This window comes from Nonomuraea endophytica (assembly GCF_014203235.1).
Taxonomy (GTDB): domain Bacteria; phylum Actinomycetota; class Actinomycetes; order Streptosporangiales; family Streptosporangiaceae; genus Nonomuraea; species Nonomuraea endophytica.
In genome coordinates this window covers 162,736-184,211 of record NZ_JACHIN010000003.1, presented here as the reverse complement: position 1 = coordinate 184,211, position 21,476 = coordinate 162,736, and the positions used below count along the sequence as shown (strand labels likewise).

The 21,476-nt window shown below is 71.7% G+C and carries 18 protein-coding genes; 4 read left to right on the top strand and 14 right to left on the bottom strand.

Translation table 11 applies throughout. From position 1 onward, the window contains the following. Nucleotides 1-5: 5 nt before the first annotated feature. The 9 genes from ftsW to mraZ form a co-directional block, all read right to left on the bottom strand. Nucleotides 6-1,295, bottom strand: coding sequence for a putative lipid II flippase FtsW (gene ftsW, locus HNR40_RS12770; RefSeq protein WP_184960707.1), 1,290 nt, complete (start codon nucleotides 1,293-1,295; stop codon nucleotides 6-8). After that, the gene (murD, locus tag HNR40_RS12765) at nucleotides 1,292-2,668 is read right to left on the bottom strand and encodes a UDP-N-acetylmuramoyl-L-alanine--D-glutamate ligase (protein ID WP_184960706.1); all 1,377 of its coding nucleotides are present in this window, start codon (nucleotides 2,666-2,668) and stop codon (nucleotides 1,292-1,294) included. Before murD ends, ftsW begins: the two co-directional genes overlap by 4 nt. Continuing rightward, nucleotides 2,665-3,723 carry a phospho-N-acetylmuramoyl-pentapeptide-transferase gene (gene mraY / locus HNR40_RS12760; protein ID WP_184960705.1) on the bottom strand — a complete coding sequence of 353 codons (1,059 nt, stop codon included), beginning with the start codon at nucleotides 3,721-3,723 and terminating at the stop codon, nucleotides 2,665-2,667. Before mraY ends, murD begins: the two co-directional genes overlap by 4 nt. Further along, nucleotides 3,720-5,168: a UDP-N-acetylmuramoyl-tripeptide--D-alanyl-D-alanine ligase gene (locus tag HNR40_RS12755; protein ID WP_184960704.1), complete on the bottom strand. Its 1,449-nt coding sequence runs from the start codon at nucleotides 5,166-5,168 to the stop codon at nucleotides 3,720-3,722. The genes mraY and HNR40_RS12755 overlap by 4 nt, the downstream gene beginning before the upstream one ends. Continuing rightward, nucleotides 5,165-6,685 (bottom strand): UDP-N-acetylmuramoyl-L-alanyl-D-glutamate--2,6-diaminopimelate ligase, encoded by a 1,521-nt coding sequence (locus HNR40_RS12750; RefSeq protein WP_184960703.1) that lies wholly within the window; start codon nucleotides 6,683-6,685, stop codon nucleotides 5,165-5,167. The genes HNR40_RS12755 and HNR40_RS12750 overlap by 4 nt, the downstream gene beginning before the upstream one ends. A gap of 40 nt (nucleotides 6,686-6,725) precedes the next feature. Then, complete coding sequence (locus HNR40_RS12745) at nucleotides 6,726-8,456, bottom strand: peptidoglycan D,D-transpeptidase FtsI family protein (protein WP_446685775.1); 1,731 nt, start codon at nucleotides 8,454-8,456, stop codon at nucleotides 6,726-6,728. A gap of 605 nt (nucleotides 8,457-9,061) precedes the next feature. Further along, complete coding sequence (locus HNR40_RS12740) at nucleotides 9,062-10,036, bottom strand: hypothetical protein (RefSeq protein ID WP_184960701.1); 975 nt, start codon at nucleotides 10,034-10,036, stop codon at nucleotides 9,062-9,064. Then, on the bottom strand, nucleotides 10,020-10,979 hold the full coding sequence (gene rsmH, locus HNR40_RS12735) for a 16S rRNA (cytosine(1402)-N(4))-methyltransferase RsmH (RefSeq protein WP_184961635.1): 960 nt from the start codon (nucleotides 10,977-10,979) through the stop codon (nucleotides 10,020-10,022). The genes HNR40_RS12740 and rsmH overlap by 17 nt, the downstream gene beginning before the upstream one ends. Before the next feature lie 213 nt (nucleotides 10,980-11,192). Further along, the gene (gene mraZ, locus HNR40_RS12730) at nucleotides 11,193-11,624 is read right to left on the bottom strand and encodes a division/cell wall cluster transcriptional repressor MraZ (RefSeq protein ID WP_184960700.1); all 432 of its coding nucleotides are present in this window, start codon (nucleotides 11,622-11,624) and stop codon (nucleotides 11,193-11,195) included. Nucleotides 11,625-12,033: 409 nt separating this feature from the next. On the opposite strand from mraZ, the gene HNR40_RS12725 reads away from it, so the two are divergent. From HNR40_RS12725 to HNR40_RS12715, 3 genes are read left to right on the top strand one after another with little or no spacing between them, the layout of a single operon-like run. Further along, nucleotides 12,034-13,083, top strand: coding sequence for an AAA family ATPase (locus HNR40_RS12725; RefSeq protein ID WP_376773467.1), 1,050 nt, complete (start codon nucleotides 12,034-12,036; stop codon nucleotides 13,081-13,083). Continuing rightward, on the top strand, nucleotides 13,080-14,339 hold the full coding sequence (locus HNR40_RS12720) for a DUF58 domain-containing protein (RefSeq protein ID WP_184960698.1): 1,260 nt from the start codon (nucleotides 13,080-13,082) through the stop codon (nucleotides 14,337-14,339). Before HNR40_RS12725 ends, HNR40_RS12720 begins: the two co-directional genes overlap by 4 nt. Next, nucleotides 14,336-16,756: a transglutaminase TgpA family protein gene (locus HNR40_RS12715; RefSeq protein WP_184960697.1), complete on the top strand. Its 2,421-nt coding sequence runs from the start codon at nucleotides 14,336-14,338 to the stop codon at nucleotides 16,754-16,756. The genes HNR40_RS12720 and HNR40_RS12715 overlap by 4 nt, the downstream gene beginning before the upstream one ends. A 209-nt stretch (nucleotides 16,757-16,965) precedes the next feature. On the opposite strand, the gene HNR40_RS12710 is transcribed toward HNR40_RS12715, so the two are convergent. From HNR40_RS12710 to HNR40_RS12695, 4 genes are all read right to left on the bottom strand, one after another. After that, a complete protein-coding gene (locus HNR40_RS12710; RefSeq protein ID WP_184960696.1) occupies nucleotides 16,966-17,364 on the bottom strand; it encodes an SCO2097 family morphological protein in 399 nt (132 codons plus the stop codon). Between the two features lie 183 nt (nucleotides 17,365-17,547). Further along, complete coding sequence (gene dinB / locus HNR40_RS12705; protein WP_184960695.1) at nucleotides 17,548-18,789, bottom strand: DNA polymerase IV; 1,242 nt, start codon at nucleotides 18,787-18,789, stop codon at nucleotides 17,548-17,550. A 26-nt stretch (nucleotides 18,790-18,815) separates the two neighbouring features. After that, a complete protein-coding gene (locus HNR40_RS12700) occupies nucleotides 18,816-19,535 on the bottom strand; it encodes a methyltransferase domain-containing protein (protein ID WP_184960694.1) in 720 nt (239 codons plus the stop codon). Nucleotides 19,536-19,580: 45 nt separating this feature from the next. Beyond that, on the bottom strand, nucleotides 19,581-20,210 hold the full coding sequence (locus tag HNR40_RS12695; protein ID WP_184960693.1) for a cysteine peptidase family C39 domain-containing protein: 630 nt from the start codon (nucleotides 20,208-20,210) through the stop codon (nucleotides 19,581-19,583). Nucleotides 20,211-20,241: 31 nt separating this feature from the next. On the opposite strand from HNR40_RS12695, the gene HNR40_RS12690 reads away from it, so the two are divergent. Then, nucleotides 20,242-21,153 carry a cation diffusion facilitator family transporter gene (locus tag HNR40_RS12690; protein WP_184960692.1) on the top strand — a complete coding sequence of 304 codons (912 nt, stop codon included), beginning with the start codon at nucleotides 20,242-20,244 and terminating at the stop codon, nucleotides 21,151-21,153. Here the strand turns inward: HNR40_RS12690 and HNR40_RS12685 are convergent. Further along, nucleotides 21,139-21,474, bottom strand: coding sequence for an MmcQ/YjbR family DNA-binding protein (locus HNR40_RS12685; RefSeq protein ID WP_184960691.1), 336 nt, complete (start codon nucleotides 21,472-21,474; stop codon nucleotides 21,139-21,141). The genes HNR40_RS12690 and HNR40_RS12685 overlap by 15 nt on opposite strands. Nucleotides 21,475-21,476: the final 2 nt, after the last annotated feature.

Here is a 21,476-nt window from a genome sequence, read left to right as displayed (position 1 = left end):
ACTCCCTAACGTCTCGCTCGGCCCCTGCTCGTTCTTCCCCCCAGGCCAAGCCAGCTTAGAGCCCGAGCGGCCGGTCCGGGGCCACGAGCGGCCAGCGCCTCGCGCGCGCCGGGTTCCTGTTTGGCGAACGACAGGAGCATCCCGAGCGCGGCCAGCGTCGGCAGCAGGGCCGAGCCGCCGTAGGAGACCAGCGGCAACGGGATGCCGGTGATCGGCAGCACGCCGATCACCGCGCCCATGTTGACGATGGCCTGCCCGCAGATCCAGGCCACGACCGCGGCGGCGGCCAGCCTGATGAACGGGTCCTTCACCCGCCCGGCCACCCGCAGACCGGCGTAGCCGAGCAGGCCGAACAGCGCGACGACGACGAGCGTGCCCATGAGGCCGAGCTCCTCGCCGAGGATGGCGAAGATGAAGTCGCTCTCGCCGTGCGGCAGCCAGCTCCACTTCTGCCGGCTGGACCCGAGCCCGAGCCCGAACCAGCCGCCGGAGCCCATCGCGATCTGCCCCTGGACGGCCTGATATCCGGCGCCCTGCGCCTCGGCCCACGGATCGAGGAAGGCGCCGATGCGCGCCATACGGTACGGCTCGACCTTGATCATGATGACCGCGGCCAGCACCGCCACGCCCAGGATGCCGCCGAACAGCTTCACCGGCGCCCCCACCACCCACAGCAGCGACAGGAAGATCATCATGAGCACCAGCGTGGTGCCGAGGTCGCGCCCGAGCATGACCATGACGGCCAGGATCGCGGTGCCCGGCATCAGCGGGATGAGCATCTGCCGCCACTCGATCCGCCCGGCGCGCGCCCGGCGGGCCAGCATGTCCGCGCCCCACAGCGCCAGGCCGAGCTTGGCCGGCTCCGACGGCTGGACGGTCAGTGGCCCGATGTAGATCCACCGCTGCGCGCCCAGTTCCGAGGAACCGATGAACAGCACCATGACCAGCGCGATGATCGACAGCACCATGAGCGGGTAGCCCGCCCAGCGGAAGAACTTGTGCGGCAGCCGGGAACACAGGTACATCACCGGCACGCCGATCGCCGCCGACACCGTCTGCCTGATGAACCACGAGAACGGGCTGCCGGTCTTGTTCAGCGCCTCGATGCTGGAGGCCGACAGCACCATCATGAGCCCGAGGATCAGCAGCAGCGCGCTGCAACCGATGATCAGGTAGTAGGTGGTCAGCGGCTTGCCGAGCAGCTCGCGCAGCGCGCCCATCTGCTCGCGCGCCCACACCGTCGGCCCCTCGACGGCGCCGCTCTTGCGTGGCCGCTCGTCCGTGGTCGCGCTCACGTCCGCGGCTCCCGGCGCAGGCCGTGCTCGTGTACGGCTCGCGCGAAGGCCTCCCCCCGCGCCGGGTAGTTGGCGAACATGTCCAGCGAGGCGCCCGCGGGCGCCAGCAACACGGTGTCCCCCGGGGAGGCGAGCGCTGCGGCTTCGGTGACGACGCGGTCCATCACCCCAGTGTCTTGGTCGGCGATGTCCACCACGGGGACATTCGGCGCGTGTCGCGACATCGCTTCGGCGATCCTGGCGCGGTCCACGCCGATCAGCACCGCGCCGCGCAGCCTCGGCGCCGCCGTGCGGACGAGGTCCTCCACATCGGCGCCCTTGAGCTGCCCGCCGGCCACCCAGACGACCGACGGGTAGGCGGCCAGGGCCGCGGCTGCGGCGTGCGGGTTGGTGGCCTTGGAGTCGTCCACGTAGTCGACCTCGGCGACCCGCTCGACGAACGACATGCGGTGCGGGTCGGGCACGAAGTCGCGCAGGCCCTGCCGTACCGCATCGGCAGGTACGCCGTGCGCGCGGGCCAGCGCGGCGGCGGCCAGGGCGTTGGCCACGTTGTGCGGCGCGAACGGGTGCACGTCGGCCAGGTTCGCGAGCTCCTCGGCGGCGTGCACGGGGTCGGGACAGAAGGCCCGGTCGACGATGAGGTCCTCCACCACGCCGATCTGACCCGCCCTCGGCACCCGCAGCGTGAAGCCCACCGCGCCCCGATAAGGCGCCGCCAGCACGGCCGCGATCGGGTCGTCGGCGTTGTAGACCACGGTCGCGGCCCGCTCGAAGATCCTCGCCTTGGCCGCCGCGTAGTCCTCCAGCGAGCCGTGCCAGTCGAGGTGGTCGGGCGCGACGTTGAGCAGCGCCGCCGCCTTGGGCGCCAGCGACCCCGACCAGTGCAGCTGGAAGCTGGACAGCTCCACGGCCAGCACGTCGTACGGCTCCGCGACGGCCTCCACCACCGGCACGCCCACGTTCCCGACGGCCAGCGCCTTCTCCCCCGCGGCCAGCAGCATCGAGGTGAGCATGCGCACGGCGGTGGTCTTGCCGTTGGTGCCGGTCAGGGCCAGCCAGGGGGCCGCCTGCTCGGGGCGCAGCCGCCAGGCCAGCTCGACCTCGCCCACGACCTCGACCCCGGCCGCCAGCGCGGCGGCGATCAGCGGGTGGTGGGGCGCCCAGCCGGTGGTGACCAGCCGGGTGGTCCGCTCGGGCAGTTCCATGGGCCCGAAGCGCACCTCGACGCCCAGCCGGGCCAGCTCGGCGGCGACGAGCCGCTGCCGCTCCCCCTCGACCGCCTCCAGGACGACGACCCGCTCGCCCCGCTCGGCCAGCACCCGGGCGGCCGCCGTACCGGAGACTCCGAGCCCCGCGACACACGTCAACGTCATGGGCGTGGCATCCACTCCACGTAGAACAGTCCGAGTCCCACGGCCGCGCACAACCCGGCGATCAGCCAGAAGCGGACCACGATCGTGGTCTCCGCCCAGCCCTTCAGCTCGAAGTGGTGCTGCAGCGGCGCCATGCGGAACACCCGTTTACCGGTCATCTTGAAGAACCCGACCTGGATGATCACCGACATCGTGATGATCACGCAGAGCCCGGCCAGGATGATCAGCAGGAGCTGGGTGCGGGTGGCGATCGCCAGACCGGCCAGCACGCCGCCCAGCGCCAGCGACCCGGTGTCGCCCATGAAGATCTTGGCCGGCGGGGCGTTCCACCACAGGAACCCGATCAGCGAGCCCAGCACCGCCGCCGCCACCACCGCCAGGTCGAGCGGGTCGCGCACCCAGTAGCAGTTGGGGCCGAGCTGGTCGATGCAGTTGTTGCGCAGCTGCCAGTTGCCGATCAGCACGTACGCGCCCAGCACCACGGCGGTCGCACCGCTGGCCAGGCCGTCGAGGCCGTCGGTGAGGTTCACCGCGTTGGAGAACCCGACGATCATGATGAGCACCCAGATGGTGAACCCGACCAGGCCGATCGACGGCCCGAAGTCGCGCAGGAACGACAGCCGGGTCTCGGCGGGCGTGATGCCGTACACGTTGGCCTGCTGGGTCACCAGCACCGCGAAGACGGCGCCGACGATCAGCTGGCCCAGCGCCTTGGCGCCCGAGCGCAGGCCGAGGCTGCGCTGCTTGTAGATCTTGATGAAGTCGTCGAGGAAGCCGACCGCGCCGAGCCCGGTCATCAGGAACAGCACCAGCAGGCCCGAGATCGTCGGCGACTCGAACGTGACCAGGTGCGAGGCGCCGTAGGCCAGCAGCGAGGCCAGCACGAACACCACGCCGCCCATCGTGGGCGTGCCCTTCTTGCTCAGGTGCGCCTGGACGCCGTCCTCGCGGACCTCCTGTCCGTAGCCCCGCCTGGCGAACAGGCGGATGGCGAGGGGGGTGCCGAGCATCGACAGGATCAATCCCACCGCGCCGGCGATGATGATGTTGGTCACCGCGCGCTCCCGAGAACGCGCTCGGCCGTGCGTTCGAGCCCCATCGCCCGCGGGCCCTTGACCAGCACCGCGTCACCGGGCATCAGCCACGACGCGAGCTCCTGCGCCGCCGCCTCGGCGTCGGCGACGTGCACGATTCTCGTGCCCTGCTGTGGGTACGGCCCGGCCGGCGGCGCACCCGGCGGCGGGGCACCCTGGGCCGCTGCCGCCTGGCTGGAGGCGGCGAAGGCGCCTTCGAGCACCGGCCCGGCGTCGGGCCCCGCCACGATCAGCCCGGTCAGCCCGGCGTTCCCGGCCAGGCGGCCCAGCTCCTCGTTGAGCGTGGCGCTCTCCTCGCCCAGCTCGCGCAGCGCGGCGATGACGGCGAAGCGCCGCCGCCCGGCGCCGACCACGCCGAGCGCCTCGAAGGCGGCCCGCATGGAGTCGGGGTTGGCGTTGTAGGCGTCGTTGATGACGGTCACGCCGTCGGGGCGGTCGGTGACCTCCATGCGCCAGCGGCTGCGCGGCTCGGCCTCCGACAGCTCCTCGGCGATCGTGGCCACCGGCAGCCCGAGCTCGTAGCCGGCCGCGGCGGCGGCCAGCGCGTTGTCGACGGCGTGCTCGCCGTACAGCCGCAGCCGCACGTAGGCGACGCCGGACGGCGTGCGCAGCCGGAAGGAGGCGCGGCCACGCTCGTCGAGCGTCACCTCCTCGGCGCGGATGGCGGCCTCCTCGCCGCGGCCGAAGAACGTGACGCGGGCGTCGGTGCGCCCGGCCATGTCGCGCACCAGCGGGTCGTCGGCGTTGAGCACGGCCACGCCGGTGGAGGGCAGCGCCTCGACGAGCTCGCCCTTGGCCTTGGCGATGGCGTCCTTGCCGCCGAAGACGCCGAGGTGGGCGGTGCCGACGTTGAGCACCACGCCGATGCTCGGCGGCGCGATGGCGGCCAGGTGGGCGATGTGCCCGGCGTCGCGGGCGCTCAGCTCCAGCACCAGGAAGCGGGTGTCGAGATCGGCCTTGAGCACGGTCAGCGGGTGGCCGATCTCGTTGTTGAACGAGCCGACCGGCGCGATCGTCGGCCCGATCCGCCCGGTCAGGCGGGCCAGCAGGTCCTTGGTGGTGGTCTTGCCGGCCGAGCCGGTCACGCCGAGCACGGTCGCCTGCGGCAGCGAGCCCGCCACCGCGGTGGCCAGCGCCGCCAGGGCCGCGGCCACGTCGGGGACGATCACCGTGGGCGCCTCGACCGGACGGCTGGCCAGCACGGCCACCGCGCCCGCGCGCACCGCCTGGACGGCGTACTCGTGCCCGTCGACGTTGGCGCCCCGGAAGGCGGCGAACAACGATCCCGGCTCGACCTGCCGCGAGTCGATCACGACGGGGCCGCGCACCACGGCCCGAGGGTCGGCCATGCCCGACAGAGCGCCCGCGGTGAGCTCGGCGATCCTGGCCAGTGGCAACGGGATCATTGGTAAACCTTCCTGTGGATCGCTTCGGCGACCACCTCGCGGTCGTCGAAGGGGATCACTTCACCTGAGATGTACTGGCCCTGCTCGTGGCCCTTGCCCGCCACGACGATCACGTCGCCGCGCCCGGCCCGGCGCACGGCCAGGTCGATCGCCGCCGCGCGGTCGGGCTCAATGATCACATGAGCGCGCTCATGCTGGGGAACGCCGAGCGCCCCCTCCATCATTGCGGCAAGAATATGGAGAGGATCCTCTGTGCGTGGATTGTCGCTGGTGAAAATGGCCACATCCGCGAGGCGCGCCGCAGCTTCTCCCATAATGGGCCTTTTGCCCTTATCGCGGTCGCCGCCGCAGCCCAGCACGATGGTGAGCCTGCCAGAAGTCACCTGGCGCAGCGAATTGAGCACCGACTCGACGGCGCCCGGCTTGTGGGAGTAGTCGACCACGGCCTGGAACTCGTCCTCGGACGCCGTCACCCGCTCCATGCGGCCGGGAACGCCCTTCAGCGTGCCCACGCCGTGCACCGCGGCCTGCAACGGCACGCCCGCCTCCACGAGCGTCACGATCGCGCCCAGCGCGTTGGCGACGTTGAACGAGCCCGGCAGCGCCACCTGGGCGTCGGCCTCGACGCCGCCGGGGCCCACGACGCGGAAGGAGCTGCCGTCGGCGCCCAGCCGTACGTCCAGCGCCCGCCAGTCGGCCTCCGGGTCGCCCGCGGGCGAGAACGTCGTCATCGGGATCTTGGCCACCGTCAGGAGCTCGCGCCCGTGCGGGTCGTCCAGGTTCGTCACGCCGGCCCGGCTCAGCTCCGGCTGGAACAGCCTGGCCTTCGTGGCGAAATAGTCGTCCAGGTCGCGATGGAAGTCGAGATGGTCCTGCGACAGGTTCGTGAACAGGGCCACGTCGTAGAAGATCCCGTCGATGCGGCCCAGCGCCAGCGCGTGGCTGGAGACCTCCATCACCGCCGACGAGACGCCCTGCTCGCGCATGAAGGCGAACAGCCCGTGCAGCTCCGAGGCCTCCGGCGTGGTCAGCCGCGACTCGAAGCGCACCTCGCCGGCCCGGATCTCCACGCCGCCGATCAGGCCCGTCGTGTGACCCGCGGCGCGCAGCCCGGCCTCCAGCAGGAACGTGGTCGTGGACTTGCCGCTCGTGCCGGTCACGCCGATGACCGACAGGTCGTGGGACGGCTGGCCGTACACCCAGGAGGAGATCTGCCCGAGCAGGCCGCGAGGTTCCGGCACGACCAGCACCGGCAGCCCGGTCGCGACCGCGGCGTCGCGGCCGGCCGGGTCGGTGAGGACGGCGACCGCGCCACGGGCCATGGCCTCGGCGGCGAAGCTCGCCCCGTGGGCGTGGCTGCCGGGCAGCGCGACGTAGAGGTCTCCGCGCCGCACCTGGCGGGAGTCGATGGTGACGCCGGTGATCGCGGCATGCGGCGAACGCGCCGTGCCGGAATCGGCGTCGAGCATGGTGGCCAGGCCGGTCAGCGGGCGCGGCGGGCTGGTCGTGGGACGCATAGACGACGGGGGACGCACGGCGAGAGCGTACCTTCCCCGGTCACTGTCCGGCGCTCAACCGCACCGGAGGCGCGGTCGAGCTTGTGGGCGGGATCTTCCTGCTCTTGATGGCGAACGTCATCACCTGCTTGAACACGGGGGCCGCGAGCTGCCCGCCGAAGTGGCCCTTCTGCGGGTTCTGCAGCACCGACAGCACCACCAGGCGGGGCGCGTCGGCGGGCGCGAAGCCCACGAAGGATGCGGTATAGCCGTCGTAGCGGCCCAGCTTCGGATCGTAGCGGTTCGCGGTACCGGTCTTGCCCGCCACGCGGTATCCGGGGATGGCCGCCAGGCCGCCGGTGCCCTCCTCGCTGGCCGCGCTCTCCAGCATCGCGGTGATCTCCTTGGCCGTCTGGTCGCTGACCACCCTGGTCTGCTTACCGGTGGCGGCCGCGGTGAACCTGCCGTCCTCGCCGGTGGTGCCCGCGACGATCTGCGGGGGCACCCTGACGCCGCCGTTGGCGATCGTCTGATAGACACTGGCCATCTGCAGCGCCGTGACCGAGACGCCCTGGCCGTAGGCGATCGTGCAGCTCTGGCTGCCCGACCAGGTCTTGTAGTCGGGCAGCAGCCCGGCCTCCTCGCCCGGCACGCCGCCGCCCGGCTTGGCGCCGAACCCGAAGGACTTCAGCATGCCGTGCAGCCGCTGCGAGCCCACCTTGCGGGCGGCCATGATCGTGGCGACGTTGCTGGACTTGGCGATCGCCGTCTGGAACGTCATCGTCTCCGTCGGGTGCGGCTCGGCGTCGCGCAGCGTGCGGTCGTAGCAGCGGATGTTGTCCTTGACGCGGAAGCTCGTCGTCGGCCTGACCGCGCCGCTCTCCAGCGCCGCCGCGGCGGTGATCACCTTGTTGGTGCTGCCCGGCTCGAACACGTCGGCCGCCGCCCGGTTGACGTAGTTCTCCTGGGGGGCCTGGCGCCAGTTGTTGAGGTCGAGCTCGGGGGCGTTGGCCATGGCGACGACCTGCGCGGTCTTCACGTCCATGACGATGACCGTGCCGCTCTCCGCGCCGACCGCCCGGACCTGCTCGGCGATCGACTTCTGGGCCGCCCACTGGATGTCGCGGTCGATCGTCAGCCGCACGTGGCTGCCCTCCAGGGGCGCCTGGCGCTGGCTGTGGGTCATCGGGATGCGCTGGCCGTCGCGGCCCTGCTCCACCCGCTGCTTGCCGTCGCGGCCCGCCAGGACCGAGTTCTTGGCCTCCTCCAGGCCGCCCAGGCCGGTGCCGTCCACGCCCACGAAGCCCACCAGCGTGCCGGCCAGGTCGCCGGCCGGGTAGATGCGCTTGTACTGCTTCTTCGCGGTCAGCGCCGGGATCTGCGCCTTGAGCAGGCGGTTGGCCACGACCGGATCCACGTCCTTGGCCAGGAGCTGGTACTGGGTGGTGTCCTTGGCGAGCTTGCCGGCGATCTCCTGCTGGGACTTGCCGAGCTCGGCCGCCAGGACGTTGGCCACCTTGGCGCGTACGTTCGGGTGCACCTTCGACGGGTCGATCGCCATTTCGCGGGCCTCGACGGTCATGGCCAGGGCGTGGCCGTTGACGTCGGTGATCGAGCCGCGCTTGGCTGGGATGACCTCGGTGATCATGCGCTGGCCCACGGCCTTGGCCTCGTAGATCTTGGAGTCGAGCCCCTGCATCTGGATCAGGCGGCCGGCGAAGATCGACAGGATGAACGTCATGACGATCATGCCGATGTTGATGCGGCGGCGCGGGTTGCCCAGCCTGAGCACCAGCGGCGGCCTGGGCGGCCGCGGCGGAACCGGCGGCCGGCGCGGCGGCATGCCACCCCTGCGCGGGCCGCGCTCGGGGTCGCCGGGCCCACGCGGCGCCCCGCCACGCGGCCGCGGCACCTCACCCCTCGTCCGCCCTCCGTCGGCGCGCCCTCCGTCAGGGCGCCCACCGTCAGCGCCGGACCTGCCGGGCCGCGTCCGCGGATCACGCTCGTCCGCCCTGCCCGGCCGCTGCCGGGGCCCCCGCTCCTCGTCGTCCTGAGCGCCCCGCCGCTCGCGGGAAGTGCGGCCATCCTGGGACGTGCGCCCCTCTGAGGACGTGCGCCCCTCTGAGGACGTCCGGCCCTCCTGGGACGTCCGGCCGTCCTGGGAGGCGCGGCCGCGTGGACGCTCGTCCTGCGGCCCGTCGCCGGGCTTGGGGCGGCGGCGGTCGTCGGTGAAGGGCAGGTCGAACGGATCGTCGCCCGACACCGGTCGCCCGGTCCTGCCGCTCCGCCCGGCGCCGCCCGTGCCCCGGGGCGTACGCCGAGCGGCGCCGGGCCCTCCTTGAGAGCCGGCGCCGCCTGGTCCGCGGCCGGGTCCCTGCCCTCGGCCGCCTGAGTCCCTCACCGGTTCGCGCCGCCCACCTTGCTGGAATCCTCGCTGGCGGGGGTGATGACGTTGGGGTCCTTCCAGTCGGGCTCGAGGTTCTGCCGCTTGCCCGCCTCGGCGATCTCGGCGGGCTGCTTGCGGCGCTCGTTGTCCACCCCGAGCTGCTGGTTGCCGAGCTCGAGCTGGGCGATCTCGGACTTCAGGTTGCCCGCGCGGATGGAGTCCTGCGCCAGCACGGTGTTGAGCAGCAGCAGGCTGACCAGCCCGCCGCCGAGCAGCCCGAGCACCAGCACGATGAACGGACCCCGCTGCCGCCGCGCCGGCCCGCGCCGCGCGCTCGCCGGCCGCCGCGTCCCCTGGGGCCGCACCGACCGCCCGCCACGCGTCCGCGACGCGACCCGAGGCTCGCCCTCGGCCTCGGGCGAACCGGCGGAGCGTCCGTCGCGAAGCTCGTCACCCTGACGCGTCCGCAGCCCACTGGCCCGCTCGTCGACGACGTCCTCAGCACGCCGCGCCGAGACACGCTCGCCACCGTCGGCACGCCGGGACGTCACCCGCTCCTCGCCGTCTGCACGCCGCGCGCTGACACGCCCGTCCTGGTCGGCGCCGCGCGTCGTGACACGCGCCTCGCCCTGACGGGACCGCATGCCACCGGAACGCTCGTCGACGCCGTCCTCGGCCTGCCGCGTGGTGGTGCCGCGGGCCGGGGTGTGGTCGTCGGTGTCCTCGGGGCGGCGGGCGCGGCCGGTCGGGCCGCGGCGGGCGCGGGTGGTGGTGCGCCCGTCGCGGGGCTCGGCGCCCTGGCGGGGCCGTGCCTGGCCGGTCCGCTCGTCGCGGGCCTCGTCGGCGTGGTCAAGGGTGGAGGCGGCGGGACGCGGGGGCGGGACGGGCTTGGCCGCCGTACCGGACCTGCCGGCGCCACTCTTCGGCGTGCCGGCGCCGCGTGCGGGCGCGCTCCTCCTGATCTCCTGCTCAGTCCTCGTCGTCAACACGGATCCTCTCTGCCGCCCTCAGCCGGGCCGAAGTCGCCCGCGGGTTGCGGGTGACCTCTTCTTCACTTGGGAGCTCCGCTCCCCTCGTCAGCAGGCGGAACCTCGGCTGGTGGGCCGGGAGCGGGACGGGCAGCCCGTGCGGGCTGGTGTCCCTGGTTCGCGCCGTGAGGACCTGCTTGGCCAGCCGGTCCTCCAGGGAGTGGTAGGCGAGCACGACGACTCGCCCACCCAGCACCAGCGCGTCGAGGGCGGCGGGCAGCGCCGCCTCCAGGGCGGCGAGTTCCGCGTTCACCTCGATGCGCAGCGCTTGAAAAGTCCTCTTGGCGGGGTTTCCCCCTGTGCGCCGAGTAGCGGCAGGAATCGCCTCGCGGACGATGTCGGCAAGCCGCTTAGTCGACGTTATGGCCTCCTTGGCCCTTTCCTTGATAATTAGGCCCGCGACACGCGGTGCGAACCGTTCCTCTCCGTAATCACGAAGGATGCGAGTTAGCTCCCCAGCCGAGTAGGTATTGACCACCTTCTCCGCCGTGAGGTCCTGGCTCGTGTCCATCCGCATGTCGAGCGGAGCGTCGTAGGAATAGGCGAACCCGCGCTCGGCCTCGTCGAGCTGAGGCGAGGAGACGCCCAGGTCGAACAGCACTCCGTCGACCTTCTCACGGCCCAGCCGCGCGAGCACGGAGGCCAGCTCGTCCGATGTGGCGTGGACGAGCGAGGTCCGCTCGGCGTACGGCGCCAGCCGTCGCGTGGAGAACTCGATCGCGAAAGGGTCGCGGTCGATCCCGATCACGTGCAGTGAAGGGTGGGCGGCGAGCAGGGCTTCCGTATGGCCACCGAGGCCGAGGTTGGCGTCGACGACGACTGGGTGCGCACCGGTCAACGCCGGCGCCAGCAACTCCAGAACGCGCTCGAGCATCACCGGAACGTGAGCGCTCTCTGCCATCTCTCCAACCCCCCTCTCGCGTCCTTGCTCGCGGATGACGCGACGGCCGATCCTTCCAAAGGTCCCCACCCGGTGCCCGTCCGGCCAGGTCCCCATCCGCATCCTCTTCGAGATACCGGTCATCTGACACCGGGGAAGGTGCATCAGCTGCCGGACAGTGGTTGCGGGTGGAGACCTCGCCGAACGACCACACCGTCGAATCGACCGTGACGATTACAGAATCCCTGGCAGCACCTCCTCCGAGAGATCGGCGAAGGCCTGCTCCTGTGCGTTGAGATAGGTCTCCCAGGCCTGCGCGTCCCAGATCTCCAGGCGGGTGTTGGCCCCGATGACCACACAGTCACGTTCCAGGCCCGCGTACGTGCGCAGACCCTGCGGGATCGTGATGCGTCCCTGCTTGTCCGGAGTCTCATCGGATGCGCTGGCGAAGAAGACACGGCTGTAGTCACGCACCGCCTTGGCGGTGACCGGGGCGGTGCTGAGAGCCTCGGTAATGCGCTGGAACTCCTCCACGGGAAAGACGTAGAGGCATCGCTCCTGGCCTTTGGTAATCACAAGACCCTCCGCCAGCTCCTCACGGTACTTAGCCGGCAGGAACAGCCGTCCCTTGTCGTCGAGACGCGGCTGATGGGTGCCGAGGAACATCGGCCCCACCTCCCGTGCCTCATGAAGCGCCTAGCGCTGGTGCACCGGCCCTCCACTGCGCACCACCATACTCCACTTCTCCCCACCGTCAACTGATTACAACCCAGGTCGCCGCCTATACGTCTTGCAAAACCCCAGGTCAGCGCGATGGAGCTCGGTGGAGCGGGCTGGGCGGCCGGTCAACCCTCATGGGCGTGTCGAGAGTTGAAACGGCCCACGGAATAGGGCCTGTGGAGCCCTCTCGGGGGCAGTGGTGGAGGAAAGTGGAGCGCTTCGCGCCACCGACTGTCACGGGATTCGCACCGCGACGGGACACGAACACGAAGGTTCCTTCGAACACTGTCAGGTCTGGAGGAATACCGACAAATGTCGCTCAAGAACCCCCAGCGTCGTAGGGTCGGTACACACAATGGAAAAGGAATGGCATGGCTCCCGCCAAGGCACGCTCCAGCGGGACAGCCGTCGCACTTCTCATGGAGGCCTGGTGGCAGTAACCCATGATGTCCCTCAGCGGCTGGAAGAGCTCGTGTCCACCGCGCACCGCATTCGGCAGGCCATCGAGTCGGTGATCGAGGGTAAGAGCGACGCCGTCCGCCTCACCCTGACGGTGCTGCTCGCCGAGGGGCACCTGCTCATCGAGGACGTGCCCGGAGTCGGCAAGACCATGCTCGCCAAGGCTCTGGCGCGCTCCATCGACTGCCCGGTGCGCCGCGTGCAGTTCACGCCCGACCTCCTGCCCAGCGACATCACCGGCGTCAGCGCCTACAACCAGCAGACGCGCGAGTTCGAGTTCAAGCCCGGTCCCGTCTTCGCCAACATCGTGGTCGGCGACGAGATCAACCGCGCCTCCCCCAAGACGCAGTCCGCCCTCCTGGAGTGCATGGAGGAGCACCAGGTGACGGTCGACGGCGTGACGTACCACCTCGAGTCGCCCTTCATGGTCATCGCCACGCAGAACCCGATCGAGATGGAGGGCACCTATCCCCTCCCCGAGGCCCAGCGCGACCGCTTCACCGCCCGCGTGGCGATGGGCTACCCCGAACCGGCCGCCGAGTTGGAGATGCTCGACGTGCACGGCGGCACCCCTCCGCTGGACAAGCTGGAGCCGGTGGCCACCACCGCCGAGGTGCGGGCGCTGATCGAGGCGGTGCGCGGCGTGTACGTCTCGCAGCCGGTCAAGAAGTACGCCATCGACCTGGCCGTCGCCACCCGCCACTCCCCCGACCTGCGACTGGGCGCCTCCCCGCGCTCCACGCTGCAGCTCGTGCGCGCCGCCCGCGCCCACGCGGCCCTGTCCGGGCGCGACTACGTCATCCCCGACGACCTTCAGGACCTGGCCGTGCCGGTCCTGGCCCACCGGCTGCTGCCCAGCGTCGAGGCGCAGGGCCAGCGCCGCCTGCCTGAGCAGGTCGTGGGCGATCTGGTCAGGAGGGTGCCCGTACCGGAGACCCGGGCGTGAGAACGGGACTGCGGGCACTGACCGCGCGCGGCAGGTCGTTCCTGGCCGCGGGGCTGGCGGCGCTGGTCATGGCCCTGATGCTCGGTGAGCACGACCTGTTGCGGATCGGCGTGCTGGTGACGGCGCTGCCGCTGCTGGCCGCGATGGTGGTGGCGCGCACCAGGTACCGGCTCAGCTGTGCCCGCCGCCTGTCGCCCTCGCGGGCCGAGGTCGGCGGCGAGGCGACCGTGACGCTGCGGCTGGAGAACGTCACCCGGCTGCCCACCGGCCTGCTGCTCATCGAGGACACCGTCCCGTACGCCCTGGGCGTGCGCCCGCGCTTCGTCCTGGACCGGGTGGAGGCCAAGGGCATCAGGGAGATCGACTACCGGGTCCGCTCCGACCTGCGCGGCCGGTTCACCATCGGGCCGCTGTCGGTGCGCATCGCCGACCCGTTCGGGCTGGTGGAGCTGGCCCGCGCGTTCACCATCAGCGACACGCTCGTGGTGACGCCGCAGGTCGTGGCCCTGCCGCACGTACGCCTGTCGGGCGAGTGGACCGGCGGCGGCGACAGCCGTACCAGGAGTGTGGCCGCTGCGGGCGACGACGACGTGGCGCCGCGCGAGTACCGCCAGGGCGACGACCTGCGGCGCGTGCACTGGCGCTCCACCGCCCGCCACGGCGAGCTGATGGTGCGGCGCGAGGAGCAGCAGTGGCAGAGCCGCGGCGCGCTCCTGCTCGACACCCGGCGCTCGGCGCACCGCGGCGAGGGCCCGCGCTCGTCGTTCGAGGTGGCGGTCTCGGCCGCGGCCTCCATCGGCGTGCACCTGGCGCACGAGGGGCTGGGCCTGCGGCTGGTCACCGACCAGGGGGCCGAGCACCTGACCGACAGCGGGCTGAGCTGGTCGCTGCTCGACACGCTCGCGATGGTTCGCAACAGCCCGGCGCGCTCGCTGGAGATCGGCGTCTCGGCGCTGCGGCAGGGCAGCGGTGACGGCCTGGTCGTCGCCGTGCTCGGCTCCATGGACCCGGAGGAGGCCCGCGACCTGGCCAGGATCAGGCACAGCGGCATCACCGGCGTGGCCGTCCTGCTCGACGTCGACACCTGGGACGCCGTCGAGCCGACCACCTCGGAGAGCTATCTGGCGGTCCAGACCGTTCTCGCCGGGTACGGCTGGCGCACCGTCAGGCTCCCGGCCGGCACGTCCATCGCCTCGGTGTGGCAGGACGCCGCCAGCCGGGGCCGCTTCGCCGTCCATCCGGGAGGTGCCGCATGAGGCTGTCCGTCGCCGCGGCCGTCGCCACGTTCTGCGCGGCCATCCTGCTGCACCCGTTGTTCGAGGGCGGCGCCTGGTTCTGGGGCTCGCTGGGCGCGGTCCTGACCGTGCTGGTCGCCAGCGCGATCAGCGGCCGGCTGTCCCTGCCCACGTGGGCGGCAGGGCTGGTCAGCCTGGCCACGCTCGGCGTCTACCTGACCGCGTCGTTCGCCGGAGACAAGGCGTGGGCCCTGTTCGTGCCGACGAAGGGCTCGGCGGCCGAGCTGCTGAAGCTGCTGGCGACCGGCTGGGACGACATCCAGCGCTTCGCCGCGCCGGTGCCCGGCGACAACCCGGGGATCGCGCTGCTGACCACGGGCGGCGTGGGGATCATCGCGATCGCGGTGGACCTGCTGGCCGCCCGGATGCGGCGGGCGGCGCTGGCCGGGCTGCCGATGCTGGCGCTGGCGACCGTTCCCGCGACGATCCTGCTGGAGCCGATCGCCTGGTGGGCGTTCATCATCGCCGCGCTCGGCTTCACCGGCCTGCTGATCGCCGACGGCCGCGAGCGGGTGGGGCACTGGGGCCGGGCGGTCCTGGTGCGCAGGACCCGCGCGGCCACCACCCCGTCGCCGGGCGAGAGCGCGGACACGCGGGGGCTGCGGCTGTCGGGCAAGCGGATCGGGTTCGCCGCGATCGCGATCGCCGTGGTGGTGCCGGCGTTCCTGCCGCCGCTGGAGCCGGTGTCGTTCTTCAGCTTCGGCGTGGGCGGCCAGGGCACCGGGGGCCGGGGAAACATGATCCAGATCCCCAATCCGGTCACGAACATGAAGGGCCAGCTCACGCTTCCCGAGAAGCGGACCGTGCTGACCTACACCAACAACGACGACGTCCCGCGCTACCTGCGGATCTACTCGCTGGACATCTTCGACGGCGACCAGTTCGGCCTGACCAAGCCGAAGGGCGCGCCGGAGAACCGCACCGACGCCGGCCCGCTGCCGCCTCCTCCGGGGCTGGGCGGCGGGGTCGAGACGGTGAACGCGGTGACCGACATCAAGATCAGCGAAGAGGTCGAGAACCTGGCGTTCCTGCCGCTGCCGTACCCGCCGCGCGAGGTGCGCGCGGACGGCGACTGGCGGGCTGACGTGAGCACGCTCATGGTCTTCTCCACCCGCGACAGCGCCTCCGGCCTGGAGTACCAGGTGGCCACGAGCGAGCCGCAGCCGACGCCCGACCAGTTGCGCGCGCTCCAGCCCCCGCAGCAGCCCAACGTCGAGGCGCGCTACCTGCGGCTGCCCGAGGACTTCCCCGCCGACCTGCGCGACCTGGCCTATGAGCAGACCAAGGGCGCCGAGACGCAGTACGACGCGGCGCTGAAGCTGCAGGAGTTCTTCACCAAGACCGGCAACTTCACCTACGACCTGCGCACCCAGGGCAGCAGCACCTCGGCGCTGCGCGACTTCCTGCTGAGCAGCAAGGTCGGGTACTGCGAGCAGTTCGCCAGCGCGATGGCGGTGCTGGCCAGGGCGATCGGCATCCCTGCCCGGGTCGCGGTCGGCTACACCGGCGGCGACAAGGTCGGCGACCGGTGGACGGTCGGCACCGACGACTCCCACTCCTGGCCGGAGCTCTACTTCGAGGGCGTCGGATGGCTGCCGTTCGAGCCGACTCCGGCGGGTTCGGCCGGTCAGGGCAGCGCGCGGGTCCCCGAGTACGCCCGCCCGCAGCCGACGCCGACCGCGACGTCCTCCAGCCCGACGCCCGGCGCCACCGCGCGGGGCGAGGAACTGCCCCCCGGTCAGCAGCCCGGCCGCAACCCGCGCGAGATCGACGACCGCGAGGCCAGGCTCGGCGGCGCCGGCCTGCCGGCGGAGGAGCCGACGCCGCTGATCGCCAAGATCGGCATCGGGGTCGCGATCCTGCTGCTGCTCCTGCTCATCCCGGCGGCGATCCGGCAGATCACCCGCAGCCGCCGGGTGCGCGCGCTCGGCTGGAAGGTCTCCGCGCCCTCCGACGAGCTCACCGCGCGCGTGATCGCGGGCAGCCACCCGTCTGTGGCGGCGGCGTGGGCGGAGCTGGACGACATCCTGTACGACTACGGCATGGCCCGTGAGCCCAGCGAGACGCCACGGGCGCTGGCCCGGCGGCTGACGCAGCGCTACGAGTTCGACGCCGAGTCGGCGGCGGCCATGACCTCGATCGCCGCGACGGTCGAGCGGGTGCTGTTCGCCCGCGACCCCGGCGTGGTCGGGCCGCTGGGCAAGGACCTGCGCAAGGTACGGCGGGCCCTGGCCGCCACGCTCTCCCGCGGCCGGCGGATCAGGGCGGCGCTGCTGCCCCCGTCGACGCTGCGCAGGCTGCGGTCCATGGGCGAGGGCGTGCTGGACGGCTTCGACCGCCTGGAGACCCTCAGGTTCAGGAGGAGCGCGACCAGGTAGATCACAGGTCAGATGAAGGAAGGTGGCTTGCCCGGTTCTGGGCAGGCCACCTTCGTCTGTGCGCCCCGGTCAGATCGTCCCCGTCAGCCGGTCGAGCGTGACCGTGACGGCGGGGACCACGTCCGACGTGAGAAGCGATCCCCCCGATCGAGGCCAGCCCTCATCGGCGGGTGGCGGTGGGGCGGCACCGCCGTGACGTATGGAGATAGTCAGCGGTCGTCGTGACGACGGCGCCAGCGCTCCTCCATGCGTTCCATGAACGAGCCACGGCTCTTCCTGGCTCCCTTGCTGCTGCCGGGCACCGGAGCGCCTTGGGCAGAGCCGGAGTCACCGAACCCGTTCATACGTTTCCAGCTGGACAGACCCCACAGACACGCGGCGAGCATGACCACGAAACCGCCGACGCCGAGCGGGATCATCTGGATGACGACGCCAACCATCATGATGACGACGCCCAGAGCAAAGCCGATGGAGGCTTTGATCAGGCGACGCTTGTAATGGCTGCGCGGGTCACTGATCCTTACGGTGTTGGCCCACTTCGGGTCCTCGGCGTAGAGGGCCTGCTCGATCTGGTCGAGCAAGCGCTGCTCGTGCTCAGAGAGCGGCACGGCGCCTCCCAAGGACGGCCCCAGGACGGGGAAGACGGCAACGGACGACACGGGGTGTCCGAACCTCGCGGTCGGTTATCCCCAGAATACGAGCCTGTAGACGTAGGCGAAAGGAAACGTCCAACGCAGACCAAACCGGAGGTGACGTCATACCTCCATTTTGGGCCATTCGCGACATGGGCGTCATGCCTCCATTTCATCAAGTCTGCCCCGAACAAGCGAAGCCGGGAGTACCGCATCCGGCCCGAACCGCCGGATCGCCTTGTCCATAGCCTGTTCGGCCTCGCGCCAGCCGGTCTCCCGCGCACCCAGGCTGAGCTGGCGAGACGCCGTCTCGGCCGGCCCGAGGTTCTCCATCCGGACGCCCACCAGGCGCAGCCGCACGCGCTCCAGGCCGGCCGCGTCGAACAGGTCGCAGGCCGTGGTGTAAATCTCCTGGGCCACGTCGGTCGGCTCCCTGAGCGTGCGGGAGCGGCTGATCGTGGAGAAGTCGGCACGGCGCAGCTTCACACTCACCGTCCTGCCCACGTGTCCGCTCTTACGCATCCTGGCGGCCACCTTCTCCGACAGGCGGAGCAGCTCGCGCTTGATCATCTCGGGATCGTCCACATCTGTGGCGAATGTCTCTTCGTTGCCGATGCTCTTGTCGGGGGTGTGGACGGTCACCGCGCGCTCGTCGCGCCCCCAGGCCAGCGCCGCCAGATGACCGCCCGCGGCGGGCCCCAGCTCGCGCTGGAGCGTCGTGGGCGGCACCCTGGCCAAATCGCCCACGGTGCGGATGCCGAGGCGGACCAGGGCCTGCTCGGTGCGCTCGCCCACCCCCCACAGCGCCGAGACCGGCAGCGGGTGGAGGAAGGCGACGACCTGGTCGGCCGGCACCACCAGCAACCCGTTGGGCTTGCACTGTTTTGAGGCAAGTTTGGCGATGAACTTGCTCGCCGCCACACCCACGGAGCAGGTGATGCCATATCTTTCCCGAACCTGTTCCCGGACCAGCACGGCGATCTCCGCGGGCGAGCCCAGCCTGCGCCGCGCCCCGCCGACGTCGAGGAAGGCCTCGTCGGAGGCGATCGGCTCGACCAACGGGGTGATCGAGTGGAAGATCTCCATGACGCCCTTGGAGACCTCGGAGTATTTGCCGTGGCTGGGCGGGATGATCACGGCCTGCGGGCACACGCGCCGCGCCCTGCTCATGGGCATCGCCGAGTGCACGCCGAACGCCCTGGCCTCATAGGTCGCGCTGAGCACCACGCCGCGGCCCGCGGGCGAGCCCACGATGACCGGGCGGCCCCTGAGCTCGGGCCGCTCCAGCAGCTCGACGCTGGCGAAGAAGGCGTCCATGTCGACGTGGAGGATCGGGCAGCCGGTGTCGTCGGCCCCGGTGGTGGGAGCGGGGCCGATGCCGGTGATCTGCTTGCGTGCCACTCCGTGATTCTATCCGAACAGACGTTCTACGGCTTGTGGGCGAGGATGTGGACCTGGGACGCGATCTCCCGCAGGACCGGATGGGCGGCGGCGGCCTGCTCCAGCGCCACCAGCGCCGCCGCGGCCCCCGGCTCGCCGTCGACCAGCCTGCTGGGCACCAGGTCGGCGAAGACCCGCACCCCGAGCGCCGGCCCGACCGCGAGCCCGGTCACCGCCAGCAGCTCCGACAGCGCGGCGGGCGTGAAGCGGCGCGGCGTGGGGTCGCGATCGCCCCAGCGCCCCTGCGGATCGTCGAGTACGGCCAGCGCCTCGTCGAAGTGGCCGGTGAGCGCCCGGTGCAGGGCACTGGCGACGGGGTTGGCGGCCAGCACGCTGACGGCTCCCCCGTGGCGCAGCAGCCCGGAGACGGCGGTGAGCGCGCTGATGGGGTCCTCGACATACTCCAGGACGCTGTGGCACAGCACCAGGTCGGCGCTGTCCTTGGGCAGCAGCTCGCCGAGGTCGGCGGCGTCGCCCTGGATCGCCCTGACCCCGACGCCCTTCTCCTTGGCCCGCCGCTCCAGCGCGGCCAGCGAGTCGGGGCTGGGGTCGACGACGGTGACGTTGTGCCCGAGCTCGGCCAGCGGTACGGCGAAGCCGCCCGTGCCCCCTCCGGCGTCCACGATGTCGAGCACGCCGCGCCCGGCGGATCCGGCCCGTTCGGCCAGCACTGCCCGCAGAGCGTCCCAGACCACGGCAGTGCGCACCGGGCTCCTCGTCACGTGTTCCCCTCCCACTCGAGCCAGCCGGTGTCAGCCTACGCTCTCCGGCGCCACCCCGGTGTCCGGGGCGAGAACGCTGATGCCCCGACCGGCGAAGAAGTCGCCGAAGCGGGCCAGCGGGAGCCTGGCCCGCCTGCTCTCCTCGGTGTGGCCGGAGGGGTTGTTGAAGCGCACCGTCCCGTTCGCGGACCCGGTGACCAGGACCAGGTGCCCGCCCCGGCCGGGCGCGGGGCGCTCGGGGCGGCGGATCTCCGGGTGCACGGAGGCGATCACCATGCGGCCGGCGGCCAGCAGCTCTTCGAGCTCGCCCAGGTCCATCAGCGGGTGGACGTCGGCGGTGAGGCCGTGCTCGGCCCGCGCGTAGTCGGCGAAGGGGGCGTAGTAGAGGCCCTTGATGCCCTCGGGCTCCTCGCGGTAGCCGCCGTAGGCGCGGCAGCCGTACACGAGGTCGAGCAGGGGCGGCGCGTGGCCGTCGCGGTGGTGCAGGAGCATGCGCAGGCAGGCCATCCCGCACGCGTGGCGGCACCAGCGGGAGTATTCCTCCCGGGTGCGCGCGCCCGACTGCCGCCACAACGGGTCATCGCCGGGGTCGGCGCCGCCGTAGACGTAGGAGGCGATCCGGTCGGCGCTCATGAACTGTGTGAAGGCGGCTACCTGCATGAACGTTCAGGGTAGCGGGAAAACGATCTGCATGACCGGGGGGCATGGGCACGGCTCGGCGAGCGCGACGGCGCGGTATCGCGGGCGGATGGCGGTCGTCATCGGGATCACTTCGGTGATCTTCGTGGCGCAGATCGCAGGCGGGCTGCTCGCCAACAGCCTGGCGCTGATCTCCGACGCGCTGCATTCGGCCACGGACGTCACCGGGGTGCTGATGGCGCTCATCGCCTCCATGTTCGCCGCGCGCCCGGCCAGTCAGCGGCGCACGTTCGGCTACTACCGGCTGGAGATCCTGGCGGCGGTGGCCAACGCGGTGCTGCTGTTCGGGATCGCGGTGTGGGTGTTCGCGGCCGCGTGGGAGCGGTTCTTCCAGCCGCCCGAGGTGGCCTCGGGGACGGTGCTGGTGGTGGCGGGCGTCGGGCTGGCGGTGAACCTGGTCTCGATGGCGCTGCTCTACCGGGGGCAGAAGGAGTCGCTGAACGTGCGCGGCGCGTACCTGGAAGTGCTGGGCGACATGCTCGGGTCGGTCGCGGTGCTGGTGGCGGCGCTGGTCATCCAGGTCACGGGGTGGTTCGTGGTGGACCCGATCGCCTCGGTCGTGGTGGCGGTGATGATCCTGCCCCGGGCCTGGCGGCTGCTGCGGGAGGCGGTCGAGGTGCTGCTGCAGGCCACGCCCAAGGGCATGGACCTGTCCCAGGTGCGCGCGCACATGCTGGAGCGCGAGGGCGTGCTCGGGGTGCACGACCTGCACGCCTGGACGCTGACCAGCGGGCTGCCGGTGCTGACGGCGCACGTCGTGGTGGCCGACGAGCGGCTGCCCGACGCCGGGCGGCTGCTGGACGAGCTGCACGAGTGCCTGACCGGGCACTTCGACGTCGAGCACTCCACGATCCAGCTGGAGCCGGCCGGGCACGCCGCCCACGAGGGCTCAGGGCACGAGTGAGCGCAGCTTCTTGGGCGCGCGCAGCCGCCAGGCGTCGGCGAGCAGTTCGGCCATCTCCTGCTCCCCGACCACCGGCATGCGGACCAGGACCACGGCGTGGCCGTCGTAGTGCGGCAGGGTGAAGAAGACGTCCGGGTCGGCGGCGATCAGCTCGTGCTTGTCCTCCTCGGCGGCCAGCGGCAGCGCCAGCACGTCGCCCTCCTCGCGGATGCGGGCGAACCACCTGGCCTTCACGTAGAAGGCTGGCGTGCCGTACATGGGCTTCTCGCCGGTCTCCGGCAGGGCGAGTGCCAGGCGGCGGACGTCTTCCTCGGTCACCATGA

Excerpts from the sequence above, each read along its gene's own strand:
- murD (WP_184960706.1), bottom strand. The coding sequence starts at position 2,668 with ATGACGTTGACGTGTGTCGCGGGGCTCGGAGTCTCCGGTACGGCGGCC.
- mraZ (WP_184960700.1), bottom strand. The coding sequence starts at position 11,624 with ATGTTCCTCGGCACCCATCAGCCGCGTCTCGACGACAAGGGACGGCTG.
- HNR40_RS12750 (WP_184960703.1), bottom strand. The coding sequence starts at position 6,685 with ATGCGTCCCACGACCAGCCCGCCGCGCCCGCTGACCGGCCTGGCCACC.
- rsmH (WP_184961635.1), bottom strand. The coding sequence starts at position 10,979 with ATGGCAGAGAGCGCTCACGTTCCGGTGATGCTCGAGCGCGTTCTGGAG.
- HNR40_RS12685 (WP_184960691.1), bottom strand. The coding sequence starts at position 21,474 with ATGGTGACCGAGGAAGACGTCCGCCGCCTGGCACTCGCCCTGCCGGAG.
- HNR40_RS12715 (WP_184960697.1), top strand. The coding sequence starts at position 14,336 with ATGAGGCTGTCCGTCGCCGCGGCCGTCGCCACGTTCTGCGCGGCCATC.
- HNR40_RS12695 (WP_184960693.1), bottom strand. The coding sequence starts at position 20,210 with ATGCAGGTAGCCGCCTTCACACAGTTCATGAGCGCCGACCGGATCGCC.
- HNR40_RS12690 (WP_184960692.1), top strand. The coding sequence starts at position 20,242 with ATGACCGGGGGGCATGGGCACGGCTCGGCGAGCGCGACGGCGCGGTAT.
- HNR40_RS12755 (WP_184960704.1), bottom strand. The coding sequence starts at position 5,168 with ATGATCCCGTTGCCACTGGCCAGGATCGCCGAGCTCACCGCGGGCGCT.
- HNR40_RS12725 (WP_376773467.1), top strand. The coding sequence starts at position 12,034 with ATGGAAAAGGAATGGCATGGCTCCCGCCAAGGCACGCTCCAGCGGGAC.